Origin of the sequence: Aquipseudomonas guryensis (assembly GCF_014164785.1) — a bacterium.
GTDB lineage: Bacteria > Pseudomonadota > Gammaproteobacteria > Pseudomonadales > Pseudomonadaceae > Aquipseudomonas > Aquipseudomonas guryensis.
In genome coordinates this window covers 245,004-269,307 of the sequence record NZ_JACJFN010000005.1, presented here as the reverse complement: position 1 = coordinate 269,307, position 24,304 = coordinate 245,004, and the positions used below count along the sequence as shown (strand labels likewise).

The following is a 24,304-nucleotide window of genomic DNA, read 5'->3' as shown; positions in this document are numbered from 1 at the left end:
GGCACCCGCTCTGGAACGCCGTCGCCAGGGCGGCTGCGCCGAACATTGGAGGTACAAGCTGCTTTAGCGGCGAATGACGCTAATCCGAGCGACAACGCGCAGGCTGCCGTCCGCGCAAGAAAAAGGCCCGCGGTCTGACGACGGCGGGCCTTGTTCAGGGTGCGGCTGCGTTACAGGTTGGCGATCTTCTCGCGCTGCTCGACCAGCTTGGCCAGCGCCTGTTCGGCTTCGGCCAGTTTGGCGCGCTCCTTGTCGAGCACCTCGGCCGGCGCCTTGGCGACGAAGCCTTCGTTGCTCAACTTGCCGCCGACGCGCTGCACTTCACCGGAGAGGCGCTGGATTTCCTTGTCCAGGCGTGCCAGTTCGGCGTCCTTGTCGATCAAGCCGGCCATCGGCACCAGCACTTGCATCTCGCCGACCAGGGCGGTGGCGGACATCGGCGCTTCTTCGCCGGCAGCCAGCACGCGAACCGACTCCAGCTTGGCCAGCTTGTTCAGCAGCGGCGCGTTGTCATTCAGGCGACGCAGGTCTTCGGCGCTGGCGTTGGCGACGATGATGTCGATGCGCTTGGCCATGGAGATCTTCATCTCACCACGGATCTGCCGCACGCCGAGCATCAGCTGCTTGACCCACTCGATGTCGCCTTCGGCGGCGGCGTCGATGCGGCTCTCGTTCGCCACCGGCCAGGCCTGCAGCATGATGGTGTCGCCGCTGACACCTGATTGCGCCTTGATGCGCTGCCAAATTTCTTCGGTGATGAACGGCATGAACGGGTGAGCCAGGCGCAGGATCACTTCCAGCACGCGGATCAGTGTGCGGCGGGTGCCGCGCTGGCGCTCGATTGGCGCGTTTTCGTCCCACAGCACCGGCTTGACCAGTTCCAGGTACCAGGCGCAGTACTCGTCCCAGATGAACTCGTAGAGGGCCTGGGCTGCCATGTCGAAGCGGAAGGCGTCGAGGTGGCGGGTGACGTCCTGCTCGCAGCGCTGCAGGGCGGAGATGATCCAGCGGTCCACCGAGGACAGCTCGACCGTTTCACCATTGATGCCGGTGTCCTGGCCATCGGTGTTCTCGAGGACGAAGTTGGCGGCGTTCCACAGCTTGTTGCAGAAGTTGCGGTAACCCTCGACGCGGCCCATGTCGAACTTGATGTCGCGACCGGTGGAGGCCAGCGCCAGGTTGGTGAAGCGCAGGGCGTCGGTGCCGTAGGCGGCAATGCCGTCGGGGAACTCGGCGCGGGTCTGCTTGGCGATCTTCTCGGCGAGCTTGGGCTGCATCAGGCCGGTGGTGCGTTTTTCCAGCAGCTCGTCGAGGGTGATGCCGTCGACGATATCCAGTGGGTCGAGCACGTTACCCTTGGATTTGGACATCTTCTGGCCCTGGCCGTCGCGCACCAGGCCGTGCACGTACACGGTCTTGAACGGGATCTGCCCGGTCAGGTGGGTGGACAGCATGATCATCCGGGCGACCCAGAAGAAGATGATGTCGAAACCGGTGACCAGCACGTCGGTGGGGTGGAAGGTCTTGAGTTCCGGGGTCTGCTGCGGCCAGCCGAGGGTGGAGAAGGTCCACAGGCCTGAGCTGAACCAGGTGTCGAGCACGTCTTCGTCCTGGCGCAGGTTGGCGTCGCCGAGGTTGTGCTTGGCGCGCACTTCCGCCTCGTCACGGCCGACATAGACGTTGCCAGCATCGTCGTACCAGGCCGGGATGCGGTGGCCCCACCAGAGCTGACGGCTGATGCACCAGTCCTGGATGTCACGCATCCAGCTGAAGTACATGTTCTCGTACTGCTTGGGCACGAACTGGATCTCGCCACTCTCGACCACGGCGATGGCCTTCTCGGCCAGCGGCTTGGTGGAGACGTACCACTGGTCGGTCAGCCACGGCTCGATCACGGTGCCGGAGCGGTCGCCTTTCGGCACTTTCAGGGCGTGGTCGTCGATGCTTTCCAGCAGACCGGCGGCCTCGAAGGCGGCGACTATCTGCTTACGGGCGACGAAGCGGTCGAGGCCGGCGTATTCGGCCGGCAGGCTGCCGTCGAGCTGGCTGTTGACGCTGCCGTCGATGTTGAACACCTGGGCCTTGGCGAGAACCTTGGCGTCTTTGTCGAAGATATTCAGCAGCGGCAGGTTGTGGCGCTTGCCGACTTCATAGTCGTTGAAGTCGTGGGCCGGGGTGATCTTCACGCAGCCGGTGCCGAACTCGGGGTCGCAGTAATCGTCGGCGATGATCGGGATGCGGCGGCCCACCAGGGGCAGCTCGACGAAGGTGCCTATCAGGGCTTTATAGCGCTCGTCTTCTGGGTGCACGGCCACGGCGGCGTCGCCGAGCATGGTTTCCGGGCGAGTGGTGGCGACGATCAGGTAATCCTTGCCGTCGGCGGTCTTGTTGCCGTCGGCCAGCGGATAACGCAGGTTCCACAGGTGGCCCTTCTCGTCGTGGTTTTCCACTTCGAGGTCGGAGATGGCGGTGTGGAACTTGGTGTCCCAGTTGACCAGGCGCTTGCCGCGGTAGATCAGGCCATCGTTATGCAGGCGCACGAAGGCTTCTTTAACGGCTTCGGACAGACCTTCGTCCATGGTGAAGCGCTCGCGCGACCAGTCCACCGAGCTACCCAGGCGACGGATCTGCCGGGTGATGGTGCCGCCGGACTGTTCCTTCCATTCCCAGACCTTCTCCAGGAACTTCTCGCGGCCCAGGTCGTGACGGCCGATGCCGTCGGCGGCCAGCTGGCGCTCGACCACCATCTGCGTGGCGATACCTGCGTGGTCGGTGCCCGGCTGCCACAGGGTATTGCGGCCCTGCATGCGACGGAAGCGGATCAGGCAGTCCATGATCGAGTTGTTGAAGCCATGGCCCATGTGCAGGCTGCCGGTGACGTTCGGCGGCGGGATCATGATGGTGTAGGGCTCGCCGGAACCTTGCGGGGCGAAGTAGTTGTTCTGCTCCCAGGTCTGGTACCAGGAAGTTTCGATGGCGTGGGGCTGGTAGGTCTTGTCCATGGGTGCGGCGGGACCGTATTGGCAACTGAGCGGGAAAGCCGACAAGTATAACGGCAAAGGCCAGGCGGCCAAAGGCCGGCGCTACGAGAGGCGCACGGCGGGTGTTGATCGGGCTTTCAGGCTGGCAGATGGCGGCGCTGCCGGGTATGCGCACGGCGCACCCCTATGGCAGCGCAGCCCGATCCCGTGGGTGCAGGGCCTGGAATAATCGCCAAGCTGCTTAGCCAGCAGCCATCAGGCGCTTGTACAGGCGGGTACGGCGTGCGGTTTTCAGTTGTTCCGCGAGCAAGGCGCGTAGCGGCGACACGTTCGGCTTGGGCCGGCCTCCACGGCTGAGTCGGCGCATCTGGAACTTCACCATGGCCATGTAGGCCAGCGAGGCCAGGGCCTTGTGCTTCCAGCGGATCGGCGCCAACTCGGCGCTAATTTGCCGCTCGCCGGCCTGCCAGCGGCGCGGCAGGTTTGGCTCGATGGCCAGGGCGGTGGCGATGCCGGCCATGGCCACGCCGCTGGCCAGCACCTGCTCGACCACCGGCAGGCGGCGGATGCCGCCAGTGACCATCAGCGGCATCTTCGCCACGGCGGCGATCTCCCCGGCGAATTCGAGGAAGTAGGCCTCGCGCGCCAGGGTGCGGCCGTCGCGGGCATCACCCTGCATGGCCGGCGCCTCGTAGCTGCCGCCAGACAGCTCGACCAGATCGACCGGCAACTCGCCGAGCATCTGCACCACGCGCTTGGCGTCGGCGCCGTCGAAGCCGCCGCGCTGGAAGTCTGCCGAGTTGAGCTTGACCGCCACGCAGAAGCTCGGCGCCACCATGGCGCGCACCGCCTTGACCACCTCCAGCAGCAGGCGCGCGCGGTTCTCCAGCGGACCGCCCCAGCTGTCCGTGCGCTTGTTGCTGATGGGCGAGAGGAACTGACTGAGCAGGTAACCGTGCGCGGCGTGGATTTGCACACCGCTGAAGCCGGCCTGTTCGGCCAGTTGCGCGGTGCGCGCGAAGCGCTGGATCAGTCCGCCGATTTCTTCGTCGCTGAGTGCCTTGGGCACGGGGAACATCTTCGACAGGCCGCCCAGCTCCAGGGCCACCGCTGAGGGCGCGACGGTTTGCTGGCCGAGGTTGGCCTGCATCTGCCGGCCGGGGTGGTTGATCTGCATCCAGAACTGCGCGCCCTGGGCGCGGCCGATGCGCGCCCACTCGCGAAACTTGTCCAGCTGGCGTTCGTCTTCCAGCACCACGCCGCCGGGGCCGGTCATGGCGTGACGATCGACCATCACGTTGCCGGTCAGCAACAGCCCGGCGCCGCCTGCGGCCCAGGCCTGGTAAAGGCGCAGCAGCTCGGCGGACGGGCCCTGGCTGGCGTCGGCCAGGTTTTCTTCCATCGCCGCCTTGGCGATGCGGTTGGGGATGACGGTACCGTTGGGCAGTTGCAGTGGTTGGAAGGCGGTCATGGCGGACTCCGGGGGTAGCAGGTGGAGTAAGCCTAAGGTTAAAGTCAACTTCAAGGTCAATAGCTTGGAGCAGACAAAATGAAAATCGGTGAACTGGCCGCGCGCACCGGCCTGGCCCCGTCGCGTATCCGTTTCTACGAGGCCAGCGGGCTGATTGCCGCCCAGCGCCAGGCCAACGGCTACCGCAGCTATCCGGAACAGGCGGTGCAGACCCTCGGCCTCATTGCCTGCGCCCAGCAGTCCGGTTTCAGCCTGGAAGAAATCCGCCGCTTGCTACCGGGCAGCGAACAGCAGGGTTGGGCCCACGACGAACTGCTGTCCAGCTTGCAGCGCAAGGTCGGCGAGATTGAGGCCATGCAGCAGCGCCTGGCGCAGAACAAGACGCAACTGCTGAGCATCATCGCCAGCATCGAGAGCAAGCCGCTAGGCATGCAGTGTGCGGAAAACGCCGAGCGGGTACTGGCCAATCTGCGGGACGCGCGATCGGGCGAGTAGGGCGCCGGCAAACTGTCGACACAGTCTCGGGGGGCTTTATGAATACGCCGCGTTTGCCTGACCGGCGCGACTGTAGTAAGACTTAGCCAAGGACTGAATTCAACCAGCCTTGGCCCGAGTGCCAGGGCTGCTTCGATGTGTTGTGGCAGAGCAGGGGGAGAGGGGCAGTCGAGCCGTTCGCTAACGCGCAGACCTTTTCGCTGTAAGCCCTTGCAGCAGCAGGCGCCACCATGGGAGATGTGTCACACAGCCTGAACCTTTGCAGTCGCAGTACCTCGAAACAACACCCCAGTAAAACGAGGAAGCCCTATGCAAGTTCAAGTTCACACGAACCAGATTGAAGGCAGTGCTCGGCTTCAGGAGTGGGTCAGCTCCGCCGTCTTGGACAAACTCGATCACTTCGACGAGTTCCTCACCCGAGTGGTCGTCCATATCAGCGATGACAACGCACACAAGGCAGGTGCCGACGACAAGCGCTGCCACATCGAGGCCCGCCCGAAAGGTCATCAACCTATCTCCGTCACCCACAAGTCCGATGAAATGGGCATCGCCGTGGATGGTGCCGTGGAGAAAATGCGTCACGCCCTGGAACACTTGTCCGGCCGTCTGGAAACCAAGGTGGTTTCCACCGGACGCATCGGCGAACCCGGCGAAGTGATCCTTACCGATGCCTTGCTGGAGGAAGAATTCCTGGCCAAGCAGGAAGAGCTGGACCGCGGCTAGATGATGAATCGTCTCCTCGCTGCGAGGTGAGTGAGCCCAGTAATCCGCAATAAAAAAACCGCCCGATTGGGCGGTTTTTCGTTTTTCTGCGCTTCAGTTACAGGTGTTATCGGCGTACTGCGCGATCGAGGTTCCGCGGTCACATGGCAAGTGCGCGCTGGTGTTAACCGACGGCTTCAGCCAAGAAGGGCTTGTGTGTCAGGCAACAAAGTCGGTGGACAATGCCAGGTCTTTCCACTGGGCCAGCTCCGCGTTCACGAGTAGATGCTTCGCTTCGATGCGCGCAACTGTATCGCTGCCTAGCGGTAGGCGCTGAGGCGGGTTGGCCGCGTCGACCAAAGCCATGATGGCTTCTGCCAATTTGGCTGGGTTACCCGGCTGAGCATGATTGGCTCCTTGGGCGAAGCGTCGCATGGCCCCTACGGTTTCCTCGTAGTCGGGCAACTCCAGGGCGGTCTTTACCAGCGACTGCTCATCGAGGAAATCGGTGCGGAAGAAACCTGGTTCGACCACGGTGGAATGAATCCCTAGCGGAGCCAGTTCCTGTGACAGTGCCTCGCTGATCCCTTCCACGGCAAACTTGGTTGCCCCGTAGACGCCCCAGCCCAGGTAAGCCTGATAGCCGCCGATGGAGGAGATATTGATCACGTGTCCGCTTCGTTGCCGACGCATCTGTGGCAGCACGGCACGAGTCACGTTGAGCAGGCCGAATACATTGGTGGCGAACAGGCGCTCGGCTTCAGCAGCGCTGGTTTCCTCCACAGCACCCAGCAGACCATAGCCGGCGTTGTTGACCAGTACATCAATACGACCAAAGTGCTTGAGGCCCGCTGCTACGGCCTCCAGCGCCTCGCTCTCGCGGGTAACGTCCAGGCGGACGGCCAGCAGATTCGGGTGTTCGCCCAAACGGGCAGCTATATCGGCAGGGTTGCGGGCAGTTGCAATCACCGCATCCCCAGACAGCAGAGCCTGTTTTGCAATCAAGGCACCAAAGCCACGGGAAGCACCAGTAATCAACCAAGTACGCATATCAACTCCTCCTCTCTGCAACCCTGCACCGTGCCGGGTTATCTCGATGGGTTGATGTCACTCTAGAGCTTGGTTATTAGTGTGATAATCCCAATAAAATTTGATGAGTTATTGAGTGAAATTCACAAATGAAATCAGTCTCTGCCGCTGATCTTGCCATCTTCCTGTGTATCGCCAGGCACCTGAGTTTCAGTCGCGCTGCGATCGAACTGGACTTGTCACCATCTGCTCTCAGCCATGCCTTGCGTAGCCTGGAGCAGCGTCTGGGCGTCAGGCTGTTCAATCGCACCACGCGCAGCGTGGCTCTGACCGAGGCAGGCGCACGACTGTATACAAGGGTCAAGCCTGCCTTCCGCGATATTGACGATGCGCTGGAGGACCTCAATCAGTTCCGCGATACCCCGTCAGGAACCCTTCGGATCAATGCTGGCCGCCCCGCTGTACAACTGGTGCTGCTGCCGTTGGTCGAGCGATTCCTCGATATCTATACGGATGTAAGGATCGAGGTATGCGTCAATGACGCGCTCGTGGACGTGGTGTCTGCCGGTTTCGATGCGGGCGTGCGTTTCGGGGAGCGCCTGGAGGCCGATATGGTGTCCTTGCCCATCGGCCCATACATGCGCTCGGTGGTGGTCGGCTCACCAGCATTCTTCCAGCGCCATCCCATGCCACAGAAACCCCAGGACCTTCACGGACTGCCCTGCATCCGCCACCGCTTCCCCAGTGGCGCGCTGTATCGCTGGGAGTTCGAACGGGCCGGAATTGTCCAGGAGATCGAGGTGGACGGTCCACTGACCCTGGACGAAGTCGGTCTGATGGTTGGGCCGGCTCTGCATGGCTGTGGTCTCGCCTACGTCTTTGCGGACATGGTCGCCGAGCAGATTGCCGATGGTCGCTTGCTGCAAGTGCTGGATGACTGGTGCCCCTTCTATCCGGGACTGCACCTCTACTACCCGAGCCGTCGCCAGGTGCCGGCTGCGCTCAGAGCGTTCATCGAATTCGTGCGCAGCACCGGAGCGGCTGCCTGAGCTGCACGTATTGCAGGCCAGGCACCCGGTTGGCCAGAGCCGGAGTTCTGCGCGGCATCAGGCATTCGCGATGGCCCAAGGGCTTGCTCCGGCGTTTTCTGCTGCCTTACTTCGGCGCCGGGGTGGTACGCAGGTAAGGCAGCTTGATGTCGATACTGCCGTACTTCTCGCGGGCCTGCTCGTCATTGAGGGCGAGGGCGACGATGACATCCTGGCCCACGGCCCAGTTGGCAGGGGTGGCCAGCGGCACGTTGTAGGTCAGCTGCAAGGCATCCAGCGCGCGTAAAACTTCGGCAAAGTTGCGCCCGACCGACATGGGGTAGGTCATGGACAGCTTGAGCTTCTTGTCCGGGCCGATGATAAACACGGAGCGTACGGTGGCAGTGTCGGCGGCGGTACGGCCGTCGGGTAGGTAGGCTTCGGCGGGCAGCATGTCGAACGCCTTGGACACGACCAAGCCCTCATCAGCGATGATCGGGAACCCCGCGGTGGTGCCACAGAAGCCTTCGATATCCCCTTTCCATCGCTTGTGCGCATCCACTCCATCCACTGACACGCCGATCACCCGGGTACCACGCTTCGCCCACTCGCTCGCCAACTGGGCGACCGCGCCGAATTCAGTGGTGCACACCGGGGTGAAGTCTTTCGGGTGGGAAAACAGAATGGCCCAGCCGGAGCCGATCCAGTCGTGGAAGCTGATGGGACCCTGATCGGTATCGGCGGTGAAATCCGGTACGAGGTCATTGATGCGCAAGGCCATGATGATTCCCTCCAGAGCAGTGTGAGGCGTTGTAGTCCTGGCTCAGCTTAGTACGAATCCCGGCGTCCAAGTCCGGGTCGCCGTGTTCGCAAAGGATCGCCCATGAGGCGCTGTGCCTGTACTTATGCGGGGATTGACGGATTTCCTCAGCTAGCGCGTCTTGCCTGGGCAGAACTAATGCAGGTGCCGACTCAGGATGCTCTAGAGTGAAGGCAACGATGGAGCAATGCATGCCTGGCATGCAGGGGAGCACGTTTGAAAACATGGCTGTTTGGCTTGCTGTGGCTGGGCTGTTGGGTGCCGCTACAGGCCGTCGAACAAGTCTTGTTGTTCAACTACCAGCAGAAGCCACCCTATATCGTTGATGAGGCACACCGTCAGGGGCTGTATTTCGATCTGGCCGAACGGCTGAATGCCAGCTTGCCGGCCTATCACTTCGTCGTCCGTGAGATTCCGCGCAAGCGCCTGGATTACCTGTTGTCCAGGGATCAGATGCATGGCCTGGTGGTGGGGGTTAGCCCGGACTGGTTCGCCGATGCGGCGCGGCATCGCTGGACGCAAGCATTCATCGACGACGCCAACCTGTTGGTTTCGCGCAGCGCGGGGGAGGTCAGTCGGTTATCGGCGAGTAGCCTGGACGGCCACCGCCTGGGCCTGGTCAGTGGCCATCGCTATCCGGAGCTGAAGGCCGTGCTGCGGCATGGTCTGGTCAGGCGTGAGGATGCGGCCAGCGAGGCGGCCAATCTGGAGCGGCTTATGCGCGGTTGGATTGATGCCACGGTAGTCGGGGTGCGTACCATGGAGTTCCATGTGCAGCACCAGCCAGAGCTGCGCCAGCAGTTGTTTATTGCCGAGCCGCCGCTGTATCGCTACCGGCGGCACCTACTGGTCCCCGATGGTTATGCCGGGTTATTGCCGGAGCTGAATCGGGTGATCGCCCAGCTCGAGCAAGATCCTGTCTGGCAGACCAGGCTGGCGCATTACCGCGAGTGAGGGGGCGGTGTGGCTAAGGCAGCTCCGCCTCGCTGCCGGTCAGGCAGGCCACCAGGTCGGCGGCAAAGCGTGACAGTTGCTCGCGTTTGCGTACGCAGACTTTCAGGTCGCGCTGGGCCCAGGACTCTTCCAGTTCGATGACCGCCAGCGGCTCGCGGGGCGGGCCATCGGCCACGGCGCTGCGCGGTACCAGGCCCAGGCCAACCCCGGCGCTGACCATGCGGCACACCGCCTCGAAGCTGCGCACCTGGATGCGCACTTCGAGGTGCCGGCCCAGTGCGGCTGCGGCGTTCATGGTGAAGGTGTGGATGGCCGAGCCGGAATGCAGCATCACGAAGGGGTAGTCCAGCACTTCGGCGAAGGGCGTACGGGTGCGTTGGGCAATCGGGTGGTCGGCGGGCGCGATCAGCACCAGGCGGTCGGCCCGGTAGGGCAGCAGTTCGACTTCCGCGCCTTCTATCGATTCGGCGACCACGCCGACTTCCACTTCGCCGCGCGCTACGGCCATGACCACTTCCGGGCTTGTGTGTTCCTCCAGGGAAATGCTCACCTGCGGATGGCGTTTCAAGAAGGCCGCCAGGCTGTCCGGCAGGAACGCATGGGTAGCGTGGGTGTTGGCCCACAGGCTGACATGCCCGCGCACCCCTTTGGCGTAGGGCGTGAGGTCGGCATGCATCTGCTCGAGCTGGGCGAACACCTGACGCGCATGGCGCAGTAGCGCATCACCGGCGCGGGTCAGGCTTACCCCGCGCGGCTCGCGAACCAATAGGGGCGTGCCGATCGACTGTTCCAGCAGGCGCATGCGATGGCTGGCCGAAGAGGCTGCCAGGTGCACGCGCTCGGCGCCACGGGTCAGGTTGCGGGCTTCGGCAATCGCCACGAAGAGGCGCAGGTCGGTCAGGTCATAGTGCATGGCGTTGGTTAAATCCGAACGATGCATTGTGCAGAACCCAATTTAACCTGGATTCCATTCTCGTGATCATTCGCCTGGATAAAACTCTGCAGGACTCAATCAGCCATGCCCTGGAACATCTGGTCTGCCGAACGCCTGGGTATCGTGTTGGCCGTGCTGGCCGCCTTTGGTTTTTCCTTCAAGGCGATTTTCGTCAAGCTGGCCTATGCCGCCGCGCCCGTCGACGCGGTCACGCTGCTGACGCTGCGCATGACCTTTGCCTTGCCGATCGCCCTCTGGGCGGTGTTGTGGCTGTGCCGCGCTGCCACGCCGCTGACGCGCAAGGATTACGTGCTGTTGCTGGCGCTCGGCCTGCTGGGCTATTACGGGGCGAGCATCCTCGACTTCGTCGGCCTGCAGTACATCTCTGCGGCGCTCGAACGCCTGATCCTGTTCATCTACCCGACCATTACCGTGCTGATTGGCGTCCTGGCGCTGGGCAAGCGTCTGGAGAAGCGCCAGGTGGCGGCCCTGCTGCTGTCCTATGCCGGCATTGGCCTGGCGTTTGCGCATGATCTCGACGTGGCCGGTGACATCCGTGCGGTGCTGATCGGCAGCGCCTTCGTCTTCGCCTCGGCGCTGTCCTACGCGCTGTACAGCTCTGGCGCCGAGGTGGCTATCCGACGGCTGGGCAGCATCCGCTTTGCCGCCCTGGCGATTATCGTCTCGACCCTGGCCACGCAGCTGCACTTCGTCGCCAGCCAGCCGCTTGCCGCGCTTAACCAGCCTGTGCCGGTGTATGCCTATGCAGCGGCGATGGCGATCTTCTCCACGATATTGCCGGTGTTCTGGCAATCGGCGGCGATCCATCGCATCGGTGCGGCGCGCACGGTGCTGATCGGCACGCTGGGGCCGATCCTGACGATCTTCTTCGGTTGGCTGTTATTGCGTGAACCGGTTTCCCTGGCGCAACTGCTAGGGGCCGGCCTGGTGCTGGCGGGGGTGCTGCTGGTCAGCCAACGGCGCTGGTTCAGGCGGGAAGAAGTTGCTGCCGAGGAGCAGAGCAAGCCACAGGCAACTTCGCTGTCGTAAGCGCGTTGGCAGTAGCGACGCGCAGCGGCAAAAGCATAGAGGGATGGGCAGTGGGCTGACGCCGCACAAACGCTGCGGTCTGGTACAGCCGCGACCTGGCCCGGGATTGCCCCGGATCAGGTCTTGGCCAGGTATGCCAGGCCGGTCAAGGCCTGGCGTACAGCATCACGCCAGGTCGAAGCGGTCGAGGTTCATCACCTTGTCCCAGGCGGCGACGAAGTCATTGACGAACTTCGCCTGTGCATCGCTGGTGGCATAGACCTCGGCGAGCGCGCGCAACTGCGAGTTCGAACCGAAGACCAGGTCGACCACCGTGCCGGTCCACTGCAGATCACCACTCTTGCGATCACGCCCTTCCAGCACGCCCGCGGTGGCCGACTTCTGCCACTTGGTGCGCATGTCGAGCAGGTTGACGAAGAAGTCGTTGCTCAGGGTTTCCGGGCGCTTGGTGAACACGCCATGCTGGGCTTGACCGACGTTGGCGTTGAGGGCGCGCAGGCCGCCGATCAGCACGGTCATTTGCGGGGCGGTCAGGCCCAGCAACTGTGCCTTGTCGATCAGCAACTCGGCCGCCACCGCTTCCAGCCCTGGCTGGGCATAGTTGCGGAAGCCATCAGCCTTTGGCTCCAACACAGCGAACGACTCGACGTCGGTCTGCTCCTGGGTGGCGTCCGTACGGCCCGGTGAGAAGGGCACCGTGACGTTGACCCCGGCCTTCTTCGCGGCGGCTTCGACGGCTGCGCAGCCGCCCAGCACGATCAGGTCGGCCAGCGAGACTTTCTTGCCGCCGGCTGCCGAGGCATTGAAGTCCTTCTGCACGCTTTCTAGCGCCGCTAGAACTTTGGCCAGCTGTGCCGGCTGGTTGGCGGGCCAGTCCTTCTGTGGCGCCAGGCGAATGCGTGCGCCGTTGGCCCCGCCGCGCTTGTCGCTGCCGCGGAAGGTGGAGGCCGAGGCCCAGGCGGTGCTGACCAGCTGGGCGATGGACAGGCCGCTGGCAAGGATCTTGGCCTTCAGGGCGGCGATGTCCTGCGCATCGACCAGCGCATGATCGACGGCGGGAACCGGGTCCTGCCAGATCAGCACTTCCTGGGGCACCAACTTGCCCAGGTAGCGGGCGCGCGGGCCCATGTCGCGGTGCGTCAGCTTGAACCAGGCCCGGGCGAAGGCGTCGGCGAACTCCTGCGGGTTCTGGTGGAAGCGCCGCGAGATCTTCTCGTAGGCCGGGTCCATGCGCAGCGACATGTCTGCAGTGGTCATCATCGGCGGGTGTTTCTTCGACGGGTCGTGGGCGTCGGGAATCATGTGTTCCGGCTTGACGTCCTTGGCCACCCACTGGTGAGCGCCGGCGGGGCTCTTGGTCAGCTCCCACTCGTAGCCGAAGAGCATGTCGAAGTAGCCCATGTCCCATTTTGTCGGGTTGGGTTTCCACGCGCCTTCGATACCGCTGGTGGTGGTGTGCACGCCCTTGCCGCTGCCCAGCTTGTTGATCCAGCCAAAGCCCTGTTCCTCGATGCCCGCCGCTTCCGGCTCGGGGCCGACCAGGGTGGGGTCACCAGCGCCGTGGGCCTTGCCGAAAGTGTGGCCGCCGGCGACCAGCGCCACGGTTTCTTCGTCGTTCATGGCCATGCGCGCGAAGGTTTCGCGCACGTCGCGACCAGAGGCCACTGGGTCAGGGTTGCCGTCCGGGCCTTCGGGGTTGACGTAGATCAGGCCCATCTGCACCGCGGCCAGCGGGTTGGCCAGCTGGCGATCACCGGAGTAGCGGCTGTTGGGTTTGTCGCTGGTGGCAAGCCATTCGGTCTCGGCACCCCAGTTGACGTCTTCTTCCGGCGCCCAGATGTCGCTGCGCCCGCCGCCAAAACCGAAGGTCTTGAAGCCCATGGACTCCAGCGCGACGTTACCGGCGAGGACGAACAGGTCGGCCCAGGAGAGTTTGCGTCCGTACTTCTGCTTGACCGGCCATAGCAAGCGCCGGGCCTTGTCCAGGTTGCCGTTGTCCGGCCAGCTGTTCAGCGGGGCGAAGCGCTGGTTGCCGGTGCCGGCGCCACCGCGGCCGTCGGCGATGCGGTAGGTGCCGGCAGCGTGCCAGGCCATGCGGATCATCAGGCCGCCGTAGTGGCCCCAGTCGGCCGGCCACCAGTCCTGGGAGTCGGTCATCAGGGCGGTGAGGTCTTTGACCACGGCGTCCAGGTCGAGGGTCTTGAATTCCTCGGCGTAGTTGAAGTCCGCATCCATCGGGTCGGACAGCGAGGAGTGCTGGTGCAGGATCTTCAGGTTGAGTTGGTTAGGCCACCAGTTGGCATTCGACTGGGCGCCAGCGACGGTGGGGCTGCCAGCACCGCCCGAGAATGGGCACTTTGCTTCGTTCGACATGAATTCATTCCTTTTGTTGTTTGCACCTAACTACCCGGATGAGTCTTGACCCTGCACCCCAAGCGATCAAATAGGTTTTGGGTATGGAACTGATAGTAGTCAGGGAATATGAAACTCATGGGCGAGAGTCAGGATTTGCGCAAGGAATTGCAGGTCTGTGGCTCAGGGCCTGTTCATGAGGGATGCCCGTCGCGATCAACCCGGCATCGGGCCGTCCGGGTTTGCACCCAGCTTCCTGCGCCGTGCGTAGCGCAGTGATCGTATGGGTTTATGGGGAAATCCTAGACTGCGCTTTTAGTGCGCTGCTTCCGAGTGGCACTCGATGCGATTGCGGCCGCTGCGTTTGGCGCGGTACAGCGCTATGTCACTGCGCGACAGCGCGGCTTCGGGTGTCAGGTCGCCGGCGTGAATGGCAGCAATGCCGACGCTGACCGCCAGGGGGATCTGTTCACCAGCGTGAAGCAGGGGGCTGCTCTCCAGCTCGCTGCGAATACGTTCACCGAAACTCATGGCCTGAACGATATCGGTATCGCTGAGCAGCACGGCGAACTCTTCGCCTCCCATGCGTCCGGCGGCATCGGTCTTGCGCAGCTGTGCGCTGAGGATCGCCGCGAAATGGCGCAGCGCCTGGTCACCGACGAAGTGGCCCCAGCGATCATTGATGTCCTTGAAGTGGTCAAGGTCGAACATCAGCAGCGTCGCGCAGTGCCCGGCGGTGCGCTGCACCCGGGACAGCTCGGTTTCGAGTTGCAGCATGAAACTGCGGCGGTTGCACAGCTGGGTCAGGAAGTCCGTGGTGGCGAACTCCTGCAGCTCGGCTTCGATCAGCTTGTGCTCGGTGATATCGGCAATGAAGCCATGCCACAGCACACTGCCGTCCTCCAGGCGCCTGGGGCAGGCATCGCCCTGGCGCCAGAAGGTGCCTTGCTGCGGCAACTGCACCCGGTACTCCAGGTGCCAGGGCGTCAGGTTGGTGGCGGAGATGGTGAGGGAGGAGAGGTAGAAGGCCCGGTCATCCGGATGAATGATCTCGAGCAGCAGGTCCGGGTTTGCCAGCAATTGTTCTGCGCTGAGGCCATAGATCGTGCGTACCCCGCTGCTGGCATAGGTAAAGAAAGACCTGCCGTCCGCCTGGCGCTGGTACTGGAAGGCCATGCCGGGAATTTCGTTGGTCAGATCGGTCATCAGGTCGGCGGTCTGCTGCACCTGTTCCGACAGGAGGCGCATGGCGCTGATGTCCGTGGTGGTGCCTATCATGCGCAATGGCTGGCCGGCAGCATCACGCTCGACTACCTTGCCGCGGCTGCAGACCCACTTGTAGCTACCGTTACGGCACAGCAGTCGGTGTTCGACTTCGTAGGCCTCGGTGTGCTGCTCGAAATGTGCCTGGATGCTCGCCTGGACATAGCTCAGGTCGGCGGGATGGACGCGCGTGTAACTTTCCTCGATGCGGTTGCCGACTTCGTGCTCGGCATAGCCCAGCAAGGCTTTCCAGCCGGTGGAGTAGTGGATTTCCCCGGTGGCGACATTGCGATCCCAGATCCCGGTGCCGCTGCCGGTAATCGCCAGGGCCATGCGCCGTTCGTTCTCGCGCAGCAGATCCAGCTCCCGTTGCCAATCCGCATCGGCGGCTTCGCGGGCAAGTAGTTGCGCCGCCAGTTGGGCAAGCTCGTGCAGCACTTGTTGCTGGGCCATGTTCAGCTCGCGGGGTTGGTCGTGCAGCAGAAAGAGGATGCCGAGCACTTCGCCGGCTGGCGCCCGTAGTGGACAGGCCGCCAGAAAACGCACATCGGGTGCCACAGCGAGCAGGTCGAGATCGCGCAAGCGCTCATCGCACTGCACATCGGGCACCACGAACAGCGCATCGGGGCAGTGCCAGGGGGCCTCGAGATGGCCGAGGCTGACAGCATTGTCGAGTGCAGCACCTGCGCAGGTGCGTATCCGTGGCCGATCTTCGGCGCCTGCAATCACCAGCGCCGACATCACGCCGACATGTTGCCTGGCCAGACGGGCCAGGCCATCGAATAGCTCATCGTTGGCGCTTTCGGGCGCTCTGATAGAACTCAATGACTGCATCGGGACTCTACTTCGCCAGGATTGAAAAACGCCGCCCAGCAGGTTCGGCCATACAGATTTGCAGTCTAACCATACTGGCACGCTGCCGTCATATTCCCATGCGCACACGCCGTCGTTGCGATGGTGCATTTGTGTTGGCGGATCGCGTTTGCATGAGTTGATTGAAGGTGCTGACCCCCACAATTGTCCATCTGCCCTGTGATTTGCCTGTTTTACCTGCGCATTACCGTCTGTCCAGATTGTGGTAAAGCTCATCTTCCTGGGCGAAATGCAGGGCCAGCACGGTGTCCAGGCGTTGCAGCATGGCCTGGATATCCTCCGTGGAAGGCGCTGTGCTGCTGGCGGAGAAGTCGGCGTTCATCCGCGCCAGCAGTTTCACCAGGCGGAAGATCTCGCGATGGGTATGGCTCATCGCCGCCAGTGGGTCATCGCCCTTGAGGTGCCGGGCCAGCAGGGGGTAGAGCTGGTCCTCGTCGTTCTGTTCATGGGGCACCAGTTTTTCCTCGAGCAGGCGCACCAGGCTGTCCAGCGCGGTGCGCGCCTGTTCGGTGGTCTGCTTGGGTAATTGCCGGGCCAGCGTGCGTACCGCCTCCAGTGGCTGGGCGAGGTCGTCATGCTCGCGCTTCAGGCGGTCGATGCGCTCACCTTCCAGCGCCTTGCCTGCCCCGTTGTGCAAGCCGCCGCCCAGGGCGCGCAGCGCGTTGAGGATGACGGCGACGTCGATACCTTCTTGCAGGATCGCCCCGGCCAGTGGCGGCAGGTAGCCAAGGGCGGCCAGGAGCATGGCCAGCAGCGACAGGCCCATGCCGACCAGTACACCCTGGCGGGCAATCCGTTGCGAGCGCCGGGCGATCTGCAGGGCTTCGGCGACGCGATCAAGGCGGTCGACCAGCAGCACCACTCCGGCTGCTTCGGAGGAGGCCGTGGCGCCACTGGCGCCCAGGGCAATGCCGACGTCCGCGGCGGCCAGGGCCGGAGCATCGTTGAGACCGTCACCGACCATCAGGGTCTTGCCCAGTTCGCGCCCTTGCAGCACGGCGGCGACCTTGGCCGCCGGATCCAGCCCGGCGCGCACTTCATCGACGCCGGCGGCGAGGCCGATCATCTGCGCGGTTTCTGCCCGGTCACCGGTGAGCATGATGATCTTGTGGATGCCGGCGCGGCGCAGCAGGCGCAGGGCGTGGGGGGATTCCATGCGCAGGGGGTCGGCAAACAGCACCGCGCCGGCGAGCCTCTGGTCCACACCGATGAAGCTGCCGCCGGCGGCCTGGTAGTCCATGCGCCGCAGGATGGACTGCGCCCAGGCATCGGCGGCGGCTGAGGGGCTGACGAACTCCAGCGCCCCAATGCGCACCTCATGCCCATCGACCTCGCCTTGCAGGCCCGCGCCCGGTTGCTCGCGCACCTGTTGCGGCGTGCCGAGAGGCCGCGTGCCATTTTGCGCGGCCTGGACGATCGCCGCCGAGATCGGGTGGGGTGAGGCCTGGGCCAGTGAACCAGCCAGGTACAGCAGCTGTTCCTGGCTCTGCACGCCGGCGCTTTCCACCGTCTGAATGCGCGCATGGCCGGAGGTCAGGGTGCCGGTCTTGTCGAGGAAGAGAATCTGCGCCGCGGCCAGGGCTTCCAGGGTGGCCCCGTCCTTGATCAGGATGCCGCGGTGCGCACAGCGGGAAATGCCGGCCATGATGGCAATCGGCACGGCGAGGATCAGCGGGCAGGGCGTGGCGACCACCAGCACGGCGAGGGCGCGGATCGGGTCGCCACTGAGCAGCCAGGCCGCGCCGGCAATCAGCAGGGTCAGCGGCACCAGGGCCAGGGCATAGCGGTCGGCCATGCGCACGAAGGGCGCGCGTGACTGGCGCGCGGCCTCGGCCATGCGCACGATACCGGCGTAGGTACTCTGCTCGGCGGTGTGGCTGGCGCGCAGCTCGAACGGTGCGCCGACATTGACTCCACCACTGCGCAGCGTGGCACCCGCGGCATAACTTACCGGCAAGGACTCGCCGGTGAGGGCGGACTCATCGACGCTGGCATTGGCGCTGAGCAGTTCGCCATCGACCGCCAGCACCTCGCCCATGCGCAGCAACAGACGATCGCCCAGCGCGACCTGTTCGACCGGGATCTGCACCAGTTGGCCATCTTGCAGGCGCCAGGCAAAGCGTGGTGCACGGTTGATCAGGCGCTTCAGCTCGCGCTCGGCACGCTGTGAGGTGAAGTACTCGAGGGTTCTGCCGCTGGCGAGCATGACCGCGATGACTGATGCCACCAGCGCTTGCCCCAGCAGCACCGCGCCGAGGATCGATAGCAGGGCGATCAAATCGACGCCCAGCTCGCGGCGCAGCAAGCGCAGGATGATTTCGACCAGTAACAGGACGCCGACCAGCAGGGCGCTGCCGCTCCACAGCTGGCTGGCCAGCAGCACATGGTCGAGCAGGTGCGCCACGCCGCCAGCCAGCAAGGCCAGAATCGTGAGTCCCAGCAGGCCGGGGTTGAGCCAACTGTTATTCATGGGCTGACAGCCCTGTCGTCGCGCATATTGTGCTCCCTGTGACGCCCCTATTGCGAACCAGCGGAGGCTTGAGCGCCTGCCCATAGCGTAGGCGGGTTTGCGTACCGCGCGACGCTGGCCAGGCCGGCGTCTCTTCGTCATCATCCGCCGCCCTTGTCCTTGCTAAGCCGACGCGCGGGCTGGAACTGCCTGTCTATCCCGGTCTGTTTTTCGCGGCATTTGCCGCGGCCACGCTGCTGCCGGCGCATGCGGTGGCGTTGTTGGCCGCGCTGTTGCTCAGCAGTACCTGGCCTGGCTGCTGCTGGCGAAGCTGGGCAGGGGCCCTTCAGCCGCGGTTGAACTGTTCGCTGAGGAAATCGATCAACACCCGCACCTTGGCCGGCACCAGGCGGGTCTCGGTAATGGCGTAAACCGGCAGGGCTTCTGCCTGCCATCCGGGCAATACGCGCTGCAGGCGGCCTTGGGCAAGATCCTCGCCGATCATCTCGTCCACCAGCATGGCGATGCCCTGGCCGAGCAAGGCCAGGCGGCGCAGCATGCCGATGTTGTTCAGCAGGTAGCGGCCCTGTACCGCCAGGCTCACTTTCTGCTCGGCATCGTACAGGACCCAGGGTGCATCCAGCATGCGCAGACACTGGTGTTGCAGCAGGGCTGCCGGGCTGTCCGGCATGCCATGCCGGGCCAAGTAGCCCGGGCTGGCAAAGAGGCTGCGCTGCAGGGTGCCAAGGGGCCGGGCAATCAACTGCGAGTCGGGCAGGGTGCCGATACGAATCACCAGATCAACCGGGTCGCGGATCAGGTCCAGGCGCTTGGGCGTGAGATCCAGGTCGAACTGGATCTGCGGGTAGCGTTCGGCGAATTCGGCCAGCAGCGGTGCCAGGTAGACCACGCCGAAGTCGATGGGCATGGACAGGCGGATCAGCCCGCTGGGGTTCTCCACCAGCTCGGAGAGCTCTTCATGGGCCAGGCGCGCCTCGTCGACGATACGCCGGCAGCGCTCGTAGTACAGGCGACCGCCTTCGGTGAGTTCGATGCGCCGCGTGGTGCGGTTGAGCAGGCGCAGACCGATGCGCCGCTCCAGTTCGGCGATGCGCCGCGAGACCGTGGAGTTGGGCATGCCGACTGCCTCGGCGGCACCGCGAAAGCTGTTGGCCTTGATCACTTCGACGAACAGGGCCATGTCATTGAGCAGCTTCATACAACACTCCATTGCTCCACTGGTGGAGCAATCATTTCTGATTTGGTGACTTTATCCTATACATGCCCGGCCGGATGATCCGTTCACGCCTGATATCCCTCTGCGTGAACCTGGAGACTTTCCCATGACAGCTCAACTGCTCAGCCCGGCTCGCCTGCATGATCTTGATCTGCGCAACCACATGGTGATGGCGCCGATGACCCGCTCACGGGCCGATGCTGCCGGGGTGCCGCGGGCGTCCACGGCCACCTACTACGCCCAGCGTGCCAGTGCCGGGCTGATCATCAGTGAGGCAATCAATATCTCGGCAGACGCCGTCGGCAGTCCGCTGACCCCCGGCCTCTACAGCGAGAAGCAAATTGCCACCTGGCAACAGGTGACGGCGGCGGTGCATGCGGCCGGTGGCAAGATATTCGCGCAGCTCTGGCATACCGGCCGGGTCGGTCACTCCAGTGTGCGCGGCGGCTTGTTGCCGGTGGCACCCTCGGCAGTCGCGATCCAGGGACAGCAGCATTTCACCCTGGATGGCATGCGGGATTACGAGGTGCCGCGCGTACTGACCCTGAGCGAAATCCAGACCGTCATCGGCGATTACCGCCGCGCCGCTGAAAACGCCAAGCGTGCGGGGTTTGACGGTGTTGAGTTGCATGCCGCATTCGGCTATCTGCCGAACCAGTTTCTGGTGGACTCGGCCAATCTGCGTACAGACGATTACGGCGGCAGCATTGCCAAGCGCAGCCGGTTCGTGCTGGAGGTGATGCAGGCGCTGATCGAGGTGTGGGGCTCCACTCGCGTGGGGATCAAGCTGTCGCCGGTGATTCCCTTCAACAGCATGATCGACAGCGATCCGCTGGCGCTCTACAGCTACCTACTGGGCGAATTGAATAGGCTGCAGCCCGGGTATGTGCACCTGATGCGCGCGCTATTTCCGCTGGACAACTTCCCTCACTGGCCGCGCGACGTACTGGCAACGTTCGGCCCGCTGAGCCGCAGTCCGCTGATCGCCAACGGTGGCTATGACGCGCTGAGCGGCGAGGCGGCACTCAAGGCCGGCGAGGCCGCGCTGGTGTCGTTCGGCACCCCCTTCGTCGCCAATCCCGATTTGCCGGAGCGCTTTGCCCGTGGCGCCGAACTGGCTCAAGCCGACCGCGCCACCCTGTATGGTGGCGAGGATGCGGGCTTTATCGACTACCCGACACTGTGAAGGAGGCCACCATGACGCGTGCAGCACTGGGTAAAGGTTTGCTGGGTTTCGCCATTGTCGCCACTGTGGCGATAGTGGCCATCGCCGATGTATTCAACGCTACTCACCTGTTCAATCCGGACTGGCCAGGCCATGCGCGTTTTCATATCGGCATGCAGTTCACCACGCTGGTTCTGGTCAGTCTGTTTTCCCTGGCTGCACTGAGGCAGGGTCAAGTATGGGCGGCGGCATTGGCGCCGGGCAGTTTCTGGCCGGGTCTGTTCATCGCCTACTTGATCCCCGGTACCGATGTGTATGCCAGCCAGGCGCTACGCGAGCTGGGTGTGCCGATCAATCTGCTGTTGGCGGCCGTGCTATTGGGCATTACCGCCCTGGGCATCGCGCTGCAGGTGACCAAGGCGCGTTGATGGGGGCGGCCCTATACTCAGCTCACCAGGGTCGGACGTGCTGGGCGTTCCGTTGGAGCGGGGGCGGGCCAGGCTGCGCAGCTGTTCTGCAGCTTGCCGGATGAGATGCGTGGCCCGTAGCGGGCTGTGAGGCGGTTGCGCGGTATGTGCAGAGCAAGGGACTCGGTCGTCAGCCGTGCCCAAACGCTTGGGCGGCTATGCAGACCGACGCTGCAGGCCCTGCTCGTCGCCTGGCTGGTGACGCTGGCCGGTTGCGCCAGCGATCCGCCGGTGGCGGTCTCCGCCAGTACCTGGCGTCAGGTCGACCGCGACATCGCCACGGCATCGCAGGCCGCAGCCGAGCAGGCCAGGGAGCATGCCCTGTTGTCCATGCAGCACTGGATGGAACGGGTCTACCAGCAGACCGACGATGAGTTCATTCCCTGGTTTTCCGGCTACTGGACCCAGCAGTGGCTGGGTATGAAGGTGTCCTGGTACAAGCTCAGCACGGGGGGCGACAAGGACCCGACTGTCAGCCGCCTGGCCCTGTATCTGCAGGAGCAGTACCAGGAGCGCGTGCTGGAACCGGTGGCCGAAGAGGATGATCCGGATCAGATCATGGAGCGCAGTACCCGGCTCTATGTCCAGGAACTCGACCAGCGACTGCAGGGCCTGGCGCAGCGCCATGCGGTGCCGCAGGAGCAGTTCGAGCAGCGCTTGCAGGCGGTTCCCGCCATCACCCAGGCGCCCGGTGCGTCGCTCCATGAACTGCTGCAAGCCGACCCGCTAAAACGGCTGCCGGCCTATGTCGGCCTGATCGAGCACATTCGCGCCACTCCCGGCGGCCTGCGCGACTGGTCGACCGACCCCGGCATTGCCTCGGTGGCGCAGCGCACCAGTGAGCGACTGGTGGATGAGCTGACCACCAGCAGCGCGGCCAGCGCCGTCGGCGCCATGGTCGGGCGGGTGGCCGGCACCACGCTGTCCTTGGGCGTGGCGATCTTCACCGCCATCGCCCGTGAGAACAAGCGTCCGCAAACCGAAGCGCAACTACGCCAGAACCTCAAGAGCGCATTCGAGGCGGAATGGCAGGAGTTGATGCGCAATACCGATCACGGCGTACTGGCCGGGGTGCACCAACTCTCCTGGCGGATCGAGAGCGGCCTGGAGGTACCGTTCCGTTACCAGCCGCCGCGTTAGCAGGCTGTTGAAAAACTACCTGCGTTGCCATCGCGGCGTTAAAAACAGGCTCAAAATGCTCATTTACAGCTCGTAAACTGCGCTTTTTCGCCTGTTTCTGCCTTGCGCTGACTACCTCGCCTAAGTTTTTCAACAACCTGCTAGCGACACGGCATGATTGTTTAGTAATCCTGAATCTGAATGTGTAAAAAATCCGATTTAACCAACGCTCGCCGGCATGCGAGTCTCCTTGTCCATGATTTCCCCAATGCGTGTTTGCCGCCATGTACCTCGCTTGGGCCTGTTCAAGGCCGAGGCTCGGCTCGCTGCCGATCAGGTCAACGCGCGGTTGCCTGAAATTCTCGCCTTCTGGGCGCTCTGGCATTGCCGCCATGCGCGTCCACCGGATGGTCTGTACTCAGCATCCTGAACCAGGCGGCTGCGCCATGTCCGCAGCCCCGTTGCCGATTCGATTGCCTGCCAACCCCCGGTCATCCCCGGACTCTATTCGGGCTACTTACACGCTATCCCGTGGAAAGGGTTTCGCGCCCTCCACGCCCTATCAACAAGGAACATCGCATGAACGCCGCCATCCAGCCCGTGGTCCCTGCCGCCGAGCGCTGCAAGTCGTACTACACCGCCACCCTCAACGAGGAGACCGACTATCCGACCCTGCAGGGTCAGGTCAGTGTCGACGTGGTGATTATCGGCGGCGGCTTCACCGGCGTGGCCAGTGCGGTGGAGCTGGCTGAGCGTGGCCTCAAGGTGGCCATCGTCGAGTCGCACAAGATCGGCTGGGGCGCTACCGGGCGCAATGGCGGCCAGGTCACCGGCAGCCTGTCCGGCGATGAGGCGATGCGTACGCAGATGCGCAAGAGCATCGGTGAGGAAGTTGACGACTTTATCTGGCACCTGCGCTGGCGCGGTCACGAAATCATCAAGAGCCGGGTCCAGAAGTACGGCATCCAGTGCGACCTGCGCCACGGCCACCTGCATGCGGCGATGAAGCCGGTGCACATGAGCGAGCTGGAAAGCACCTACGCCGAAGCCCAGCGCCGCGGCATGGGCGATGAAGTGACCCTGCTGGATCGCGATGGCGTGCGTGCCCATCTGGGCAGCGATCTGTACCTGGGCGCACTGAAGAACACCCGCAACATGCACTTGCACCCGCTCAACCTGTGCATCGGCGAGGCCAAGGCTGCGGCCAGCCTGGGCGCGCTGATCTTCGAACACTCCGAGGTGCTGGAAATCGTCCACGGCGCCAATCCGGCGGTGATCACTGCCCAGGGCCGCATCGACGCCAAGCAGGTGCTGCTGGCCGGCGACGTGTACCACAAGCTGGAGCCCAAGCAGCTCAAGGGCAAGATCTTCCCGGCCATGGGCGGCATCGTCACCACCAAGCCGCTGGGCGAGCTGGCCCAGGAGCTCAACCCGCACAACCTGGCAGTGTACGACTGCCGCTTCGTGCTCGACTACTACCGCATGACCGCCGACGGTCGTCTGCTGTTCGGCGGCGGCGCCAATTACTCCGGGCGCGACTCGCGCGATATCGCCGGCGAACTGCGCCCCTGCATCGAGCGCACCTTCCCACAGCTCAAGGGCGTCGACATCGAGTTCCAGTGGAGCTGCGCCATGGGTATCGTGATGAACCGCATCCCGCAGCTGGGCAAGCTGTCGGACAACGTCTGGTACTGCCAGGGTTACTCCGGCCACGGCATCGCCACCACCCACATCATGGGCGAGATCATGGCTGAGGCGATGACCGGCAGCCTCGGCCACTTCGACACCTTCGCCAGCTGCAAGCACATCAAGGTGCCGCTCGGTGACGTATTCGGCAACCCGATGCTGGCCGTGGGCATGTGGTACTACGGGCTGTTGGAAAAGCTGCGCTGAGAGGTAATGTTTTTCTGCCGTG

Annotated in this window: 18 protein-coding genes; 9 read left to right on the top strand and 9 right to left on the bottom strand. The window is 63.8% G+C overall.

Annotated elements, in window-relative coordinates:
- Positions 1-170 precede the first annotated feature (170 nt).
- Complete coding sequence (locus tag H3H45_RS18935) at positions 171-3,002, bottom strand: valine--tRNA ligase (protein WP_182835250.1); 2,832 nt, start codon at positions 3,000-3,002, stop codon at positions 171-173.
- Between the two features lie 220 nt (positions 3,003-3,222).
- Complete coding sequence (locus H3H45_RS18930; RefSeq protein ID WP_182835249.1) at positions 3,223-4,452, bottom strand: NADH:flavin oxidoreductase/NADH oxidase family protein; 1,230 nt, start codon at positions 4,450-4,452, stop codon at positions 3,223-3,225.
- A gap of 78 nt (positions 4,453-4,530) precedes the next feature.
- On the opposite strand from H3H45_RS18930, the gene H3H45_RS18925 reads away from it, so the two are divergent.
- Positions 4,531-4,947 carry a MerR family transcriptional regulator gene (locus H3H45_RS18925; protein ID WP_182835248.1) on the top strand — a complete coding sequence of 139 codons (417 nt, stop codon included), beginning with the start codon at positions 4,531-4,533 and terminating at the stop codon, positions 4,945-4,947.
- A gap of 309 nt (positions 4,948-5,256) precedes the next feature.
- Complete coding sequence (locus H3H45_RS18920; RefSeq protein ID WP_182835247.1) at positions 5,257-5,670, top strand: HPF/RaiA family ribosome-associated protein; 414 nt, start codon at positions 5,257-5,259, stop codon at positions 5,668-5,670.
- A gap of 198 nt (positions 5,671-5,868) precedes the next feature.
- Here H3H45_RS18920 and H3H45_RS18915 read toward each other — a convergent pair whose 3' ends face one another.
- Complete coding sequence (locus tag H3H45_RS18915; protein ID WP_182835246.1) at positions 5,869-6,699, bottom strand: oxidoreductase; 831 nt, start codon at positions 6,697-6,699, stop codon at positions 5,869-5,871.
- Positions 6,700-6,827: 128 nt separating this feature from the next.
- Between H3H45_RS18915 and H3H45_RS18910 the strand changes: the two genes are divergently transcribed.
- Positions 6,828-7,727, top strand: a complete 900-nt coding sequence (locus tag H3H45_RS18910; protein WP_182835245.1) for a LysR family transcriptional regulator — start codon at positions 6,828-6,830, stop codon at positions 7,725-7,727.
- A 106-nt stretch (positions 7,728-7,833) separates the two neighbouring features.
- Here the strand turns inward: H3H45_RS18910 and H3H45_RS18905 are convergent, their stop codons facing one another.
- Complete coding sequence (locus tag H3H45_RS18905; protein WP_182835244.1) at positions 7,834-8,487, bottom strand: peroxiredoxin; 654 nt, start codon at positions 8,485-8,487, stop codon at positions 7,834-7,836.
- 255 nt (positions 8,488-8,742) lie between these two features.
- On the opposite strand from H3H45_RS18905, the gene H3H45_RS18900 reads away from it, so the two are divergent.
- A complete protein-coding gene (locus H3H45_RS18900) occupies positions 8,743-9,480 on the top strand; it encodes a type 2 periplasmic-binding domain-containing protein (protein ID WP_182835243.1) in 738 nt (245 codons plus the stop codon).
- Between the two features lie 13 nt (positions 9,481-9,493).
- On the opposite strand, the gene H3H45_RS18895 is transcribed toward H3H45_RS18900, so the two are convergent.
- Positions 9,494-10,420: a LysR family transcriptional regulator gene (locus H3H45_RS18895; protein ID WP_220494357.1), complete on the bottom strand. Its 927-nt coding sequence runs from the start codon at positions 10,418-10,420 to the stop codon at positions 9,494-9,496.
- A 78-nt stretch (positions 10,421-10,498) separates the two neighbouring features.
- Here H3H45_RS18895 and H3H45_RS18890 point away from each other — a divergent pair, with 78 nt between their 5' ends.
- Entirely contained in the window at positions 10,499-11,464 is a 966-nt protein-coding gene (locus H3H45_RS18890; protein WP_182835242.1) for a DMT family transporter, read from the top strand.
- 165 nt (positions 11,465-11,629) lie between these two features.
- On the opposite strand, the gene katG is transcribed toward H3H45_RS18890, so the two are convergent.
- The 4 genes from katG to H3H45_RS18870 all read right to left on the bottom strand — a co-directional run bounded on the left by katG (position 11,630) and on the right by H3H45_RS18870 (position 19,620).
- Positions 11,630-13,837, bottom strand: coding sequence for a catalase/peroxidase HPI (gene katG / locus H3H45_RS18885; protein ID WP_182835241.1), 2,208 nt, complete (start codon positions 13,835-13,837; stop codon positions 11,630-11,632).
- Positions 13,838-14,131: 294 nt separating this feature from the next.
- On the bottom strand, positions 14,132-15,913 hold the full coding sequence (locus H3H45_RS18880; RefSeq protein WP_182835240.1) for a sensor domain-containing diguanylate cyclase: 1,782 nt from the start codon (positions 15,911-15,913) through the stop codon (positions 14,132-14,134).
- 223 nt (positions 15,914-16,136) lie between these two features.
- Positions 16,137-18,422, bottom strand: coding sequence for a heavy metal translocating P-type ATPase (locus H3H45_RS18875; RefSeq protein WP_182835239.1), 2,286 nt, complete (start codon positions 18,420-18,422; stop codon positions 16,137-16,139).
- Between the two features lie 325 nt (positions 18,423-18,747).
- Positions 18,748-19,620, bottom strand: a complete 873-nt coding sequence (locus H3H45_RS18870; protein ID WP_182835238.1) for a LysR family transcriptional regulator — start codon at positions 19,618-19,620, stop codon at positions 18,748-18,750.
- 124 nt (positions 19,621-19,744) lie between these two features.
- Here H3H45_RS18870 and H3H45_RS18865 point away from each other — a divergent pair, with 124 nt between their 5' ends.
- From H3H45_RS18865 to H3H45_RS18850, 4 genes are all read left to right on the top strand, one after another.
- Positions 19,745-20,824, top strand: coding sequence for an alkene reductase (locus tag H3H45_RS18865; RefSeq protein ID WP_182835237.1), 1,080 nt, complete (start codon positions 19,745-19,747; stop codon positions 20,822-20,824).
- 11 nt (positions 20,825-20,835) lie between these two features.
- Positions 20,836-21,231, top strand: coding sequence for a hypothetical protein (locus H3H45_RS18860; RefSeq protein ID WP_182835236.1), 396 nt, complete (start codon positions 20,836-20,838; stop codon positions 21,229-21,231).
- 237 nt (positions 21,232-21,468) lie between these two features.
- Positions 21,469-22,410, top strand: a complete 942-nt coding sequence (locus H3H45_RS18855) for a hypothetical protein (protein WP_328822418.1) — start codon at positions 21,469-21,471, stop codon at positions 22,408-22,410.
- Positions 22,411-22,968: 558 nt separating this feature from the next.
- Entirely contained in the window at positions 22,969-24,282 is a 1,314-nt protein-coding gene (locus H3H45_RS18850; protein WP_182835234.1) for an NAD(P)/FAD-dependent oxidoreductase, read from the top strand.
- Positions 24,283-24,304 lie beyond the last annotated feature (22 nt).

Excerpts from the sequence above, each read along its gene's own strand:
- H3H45_RS18935 (WP_182835250.1), bottom strand. The coding sequence starts at position 3,002 with ATGGACAAGACCTACCAGCCCCACGCCATCGAAACTTCCTGGTACCAG.
- H3H45_RS18930 (WP_182835249.1), bottom strand. The coding sequence starts at position 4,452 with ATGACCGCCTTCCAACCACTGCAACTGCCCAACGGTACCGTCATCCCC.
- H3H45_RS18925 (WP_182835248.1), top strand. The coding sequence starts at position 4,531 with ATGAAAATCGGTGAACTGGCCGCGCGCACCGGCCTGGCCCCGTCGCGT.
- H3H45_RS18920 (WP_182835247.1), top strand. The coding sequence starts at position 5,257 with ATGCAAGTTCAAGTTCACACGAACCAGATTGAAGGCAGTGCTCGGCTT.
- H3H45_RS18915 (WP_182835246.1), bottom strand. The coding sequence starts at position 6,699 with ATGCGTACTTGGTTGATTACTGGTGCTTCCCGTGGCTTTGGTGCCTTG.
- H3H45_RS18910 (WP_182835245.1), top strand. The coding sequence starts at position 6,828 with ATGAAATCAGTCTCTGCCGCTGATCTTGCCATCTTCCTGTGTATCGCC.
- H3H45_RS18905 (WP_182835244.1), bottom strand. The coding sequence starts at position 8,487 with ATGGCCTTGCGCATCAATGACCTCGTACCGGATTTCACCGCCGATACC.
- H3H45_RS18895 (WP_220494357.1), bottom strand. The coding sequence starts at position 10,420 with ATGCATCGTTCGGATTTAACCAACGCCATGCACTATGACCTGACCGAC.
- H3H45_RS18890 (WP_182835242.1), top strand. The coding sequence starts at position 10,499 with ATGCCCTGGAACATCTGGTCTGCCGAACGCCTGGGTATCGTGTTGGCC.
- katG (WP_182835241.1), bottom strand. The coding sequence starts at position 13,837 with ATGTCGAACGAAGCAAAGTGCCCATTCTCGGGCGGTGCTGGCAGCCCC.
- H3H45_RS18880 (WP_182835240.1), bottom strand. The coding sequence starts at position 15,913 with ATGCAGTCATTGAGTTCTATCAGAGCGCCCGAAAGCGCCAACGATGAG.
- H3H45_RS18875 (WP_182835239.1), bottom strand. The coding sequence starts at position 18,422 with ATGAATAACAGTTGGCTCAACCCCGGCCTGCTGGGACTCACGATTCTG.
- H3H45_RS18870 (WP_182835238.1), bottom strand. The coding sequence starts at position 19,620 with ATGAAGCTGCTCAATGACATGGCCCTGTTCGTCGAAGTGATCAAGGCC.
- H3H45_RS18865 (WP_182835237.1), top strand. The coding sequence starts at position 19,745 with ATGACAGCTCAACTGCTCAGCCCGGCTCGCCTGCATGATCTTGATCTG.
- H3H45_RS18860 (WP_182835236.1), top strand. The coding sequence starts at position 20,836 with ATGACGCGTGCAGCACTGGGTAAAGGTTTGCTGGGTTTCGCCATTGTC.
- H3H45_RS18850 (WP_182835234.1), top strand. The coding sequence starts at position 22,969 with ATGAACGCCGCCATCCAGCCCGTGGTCCCTGCCGCCGAGCGCTGCAAG.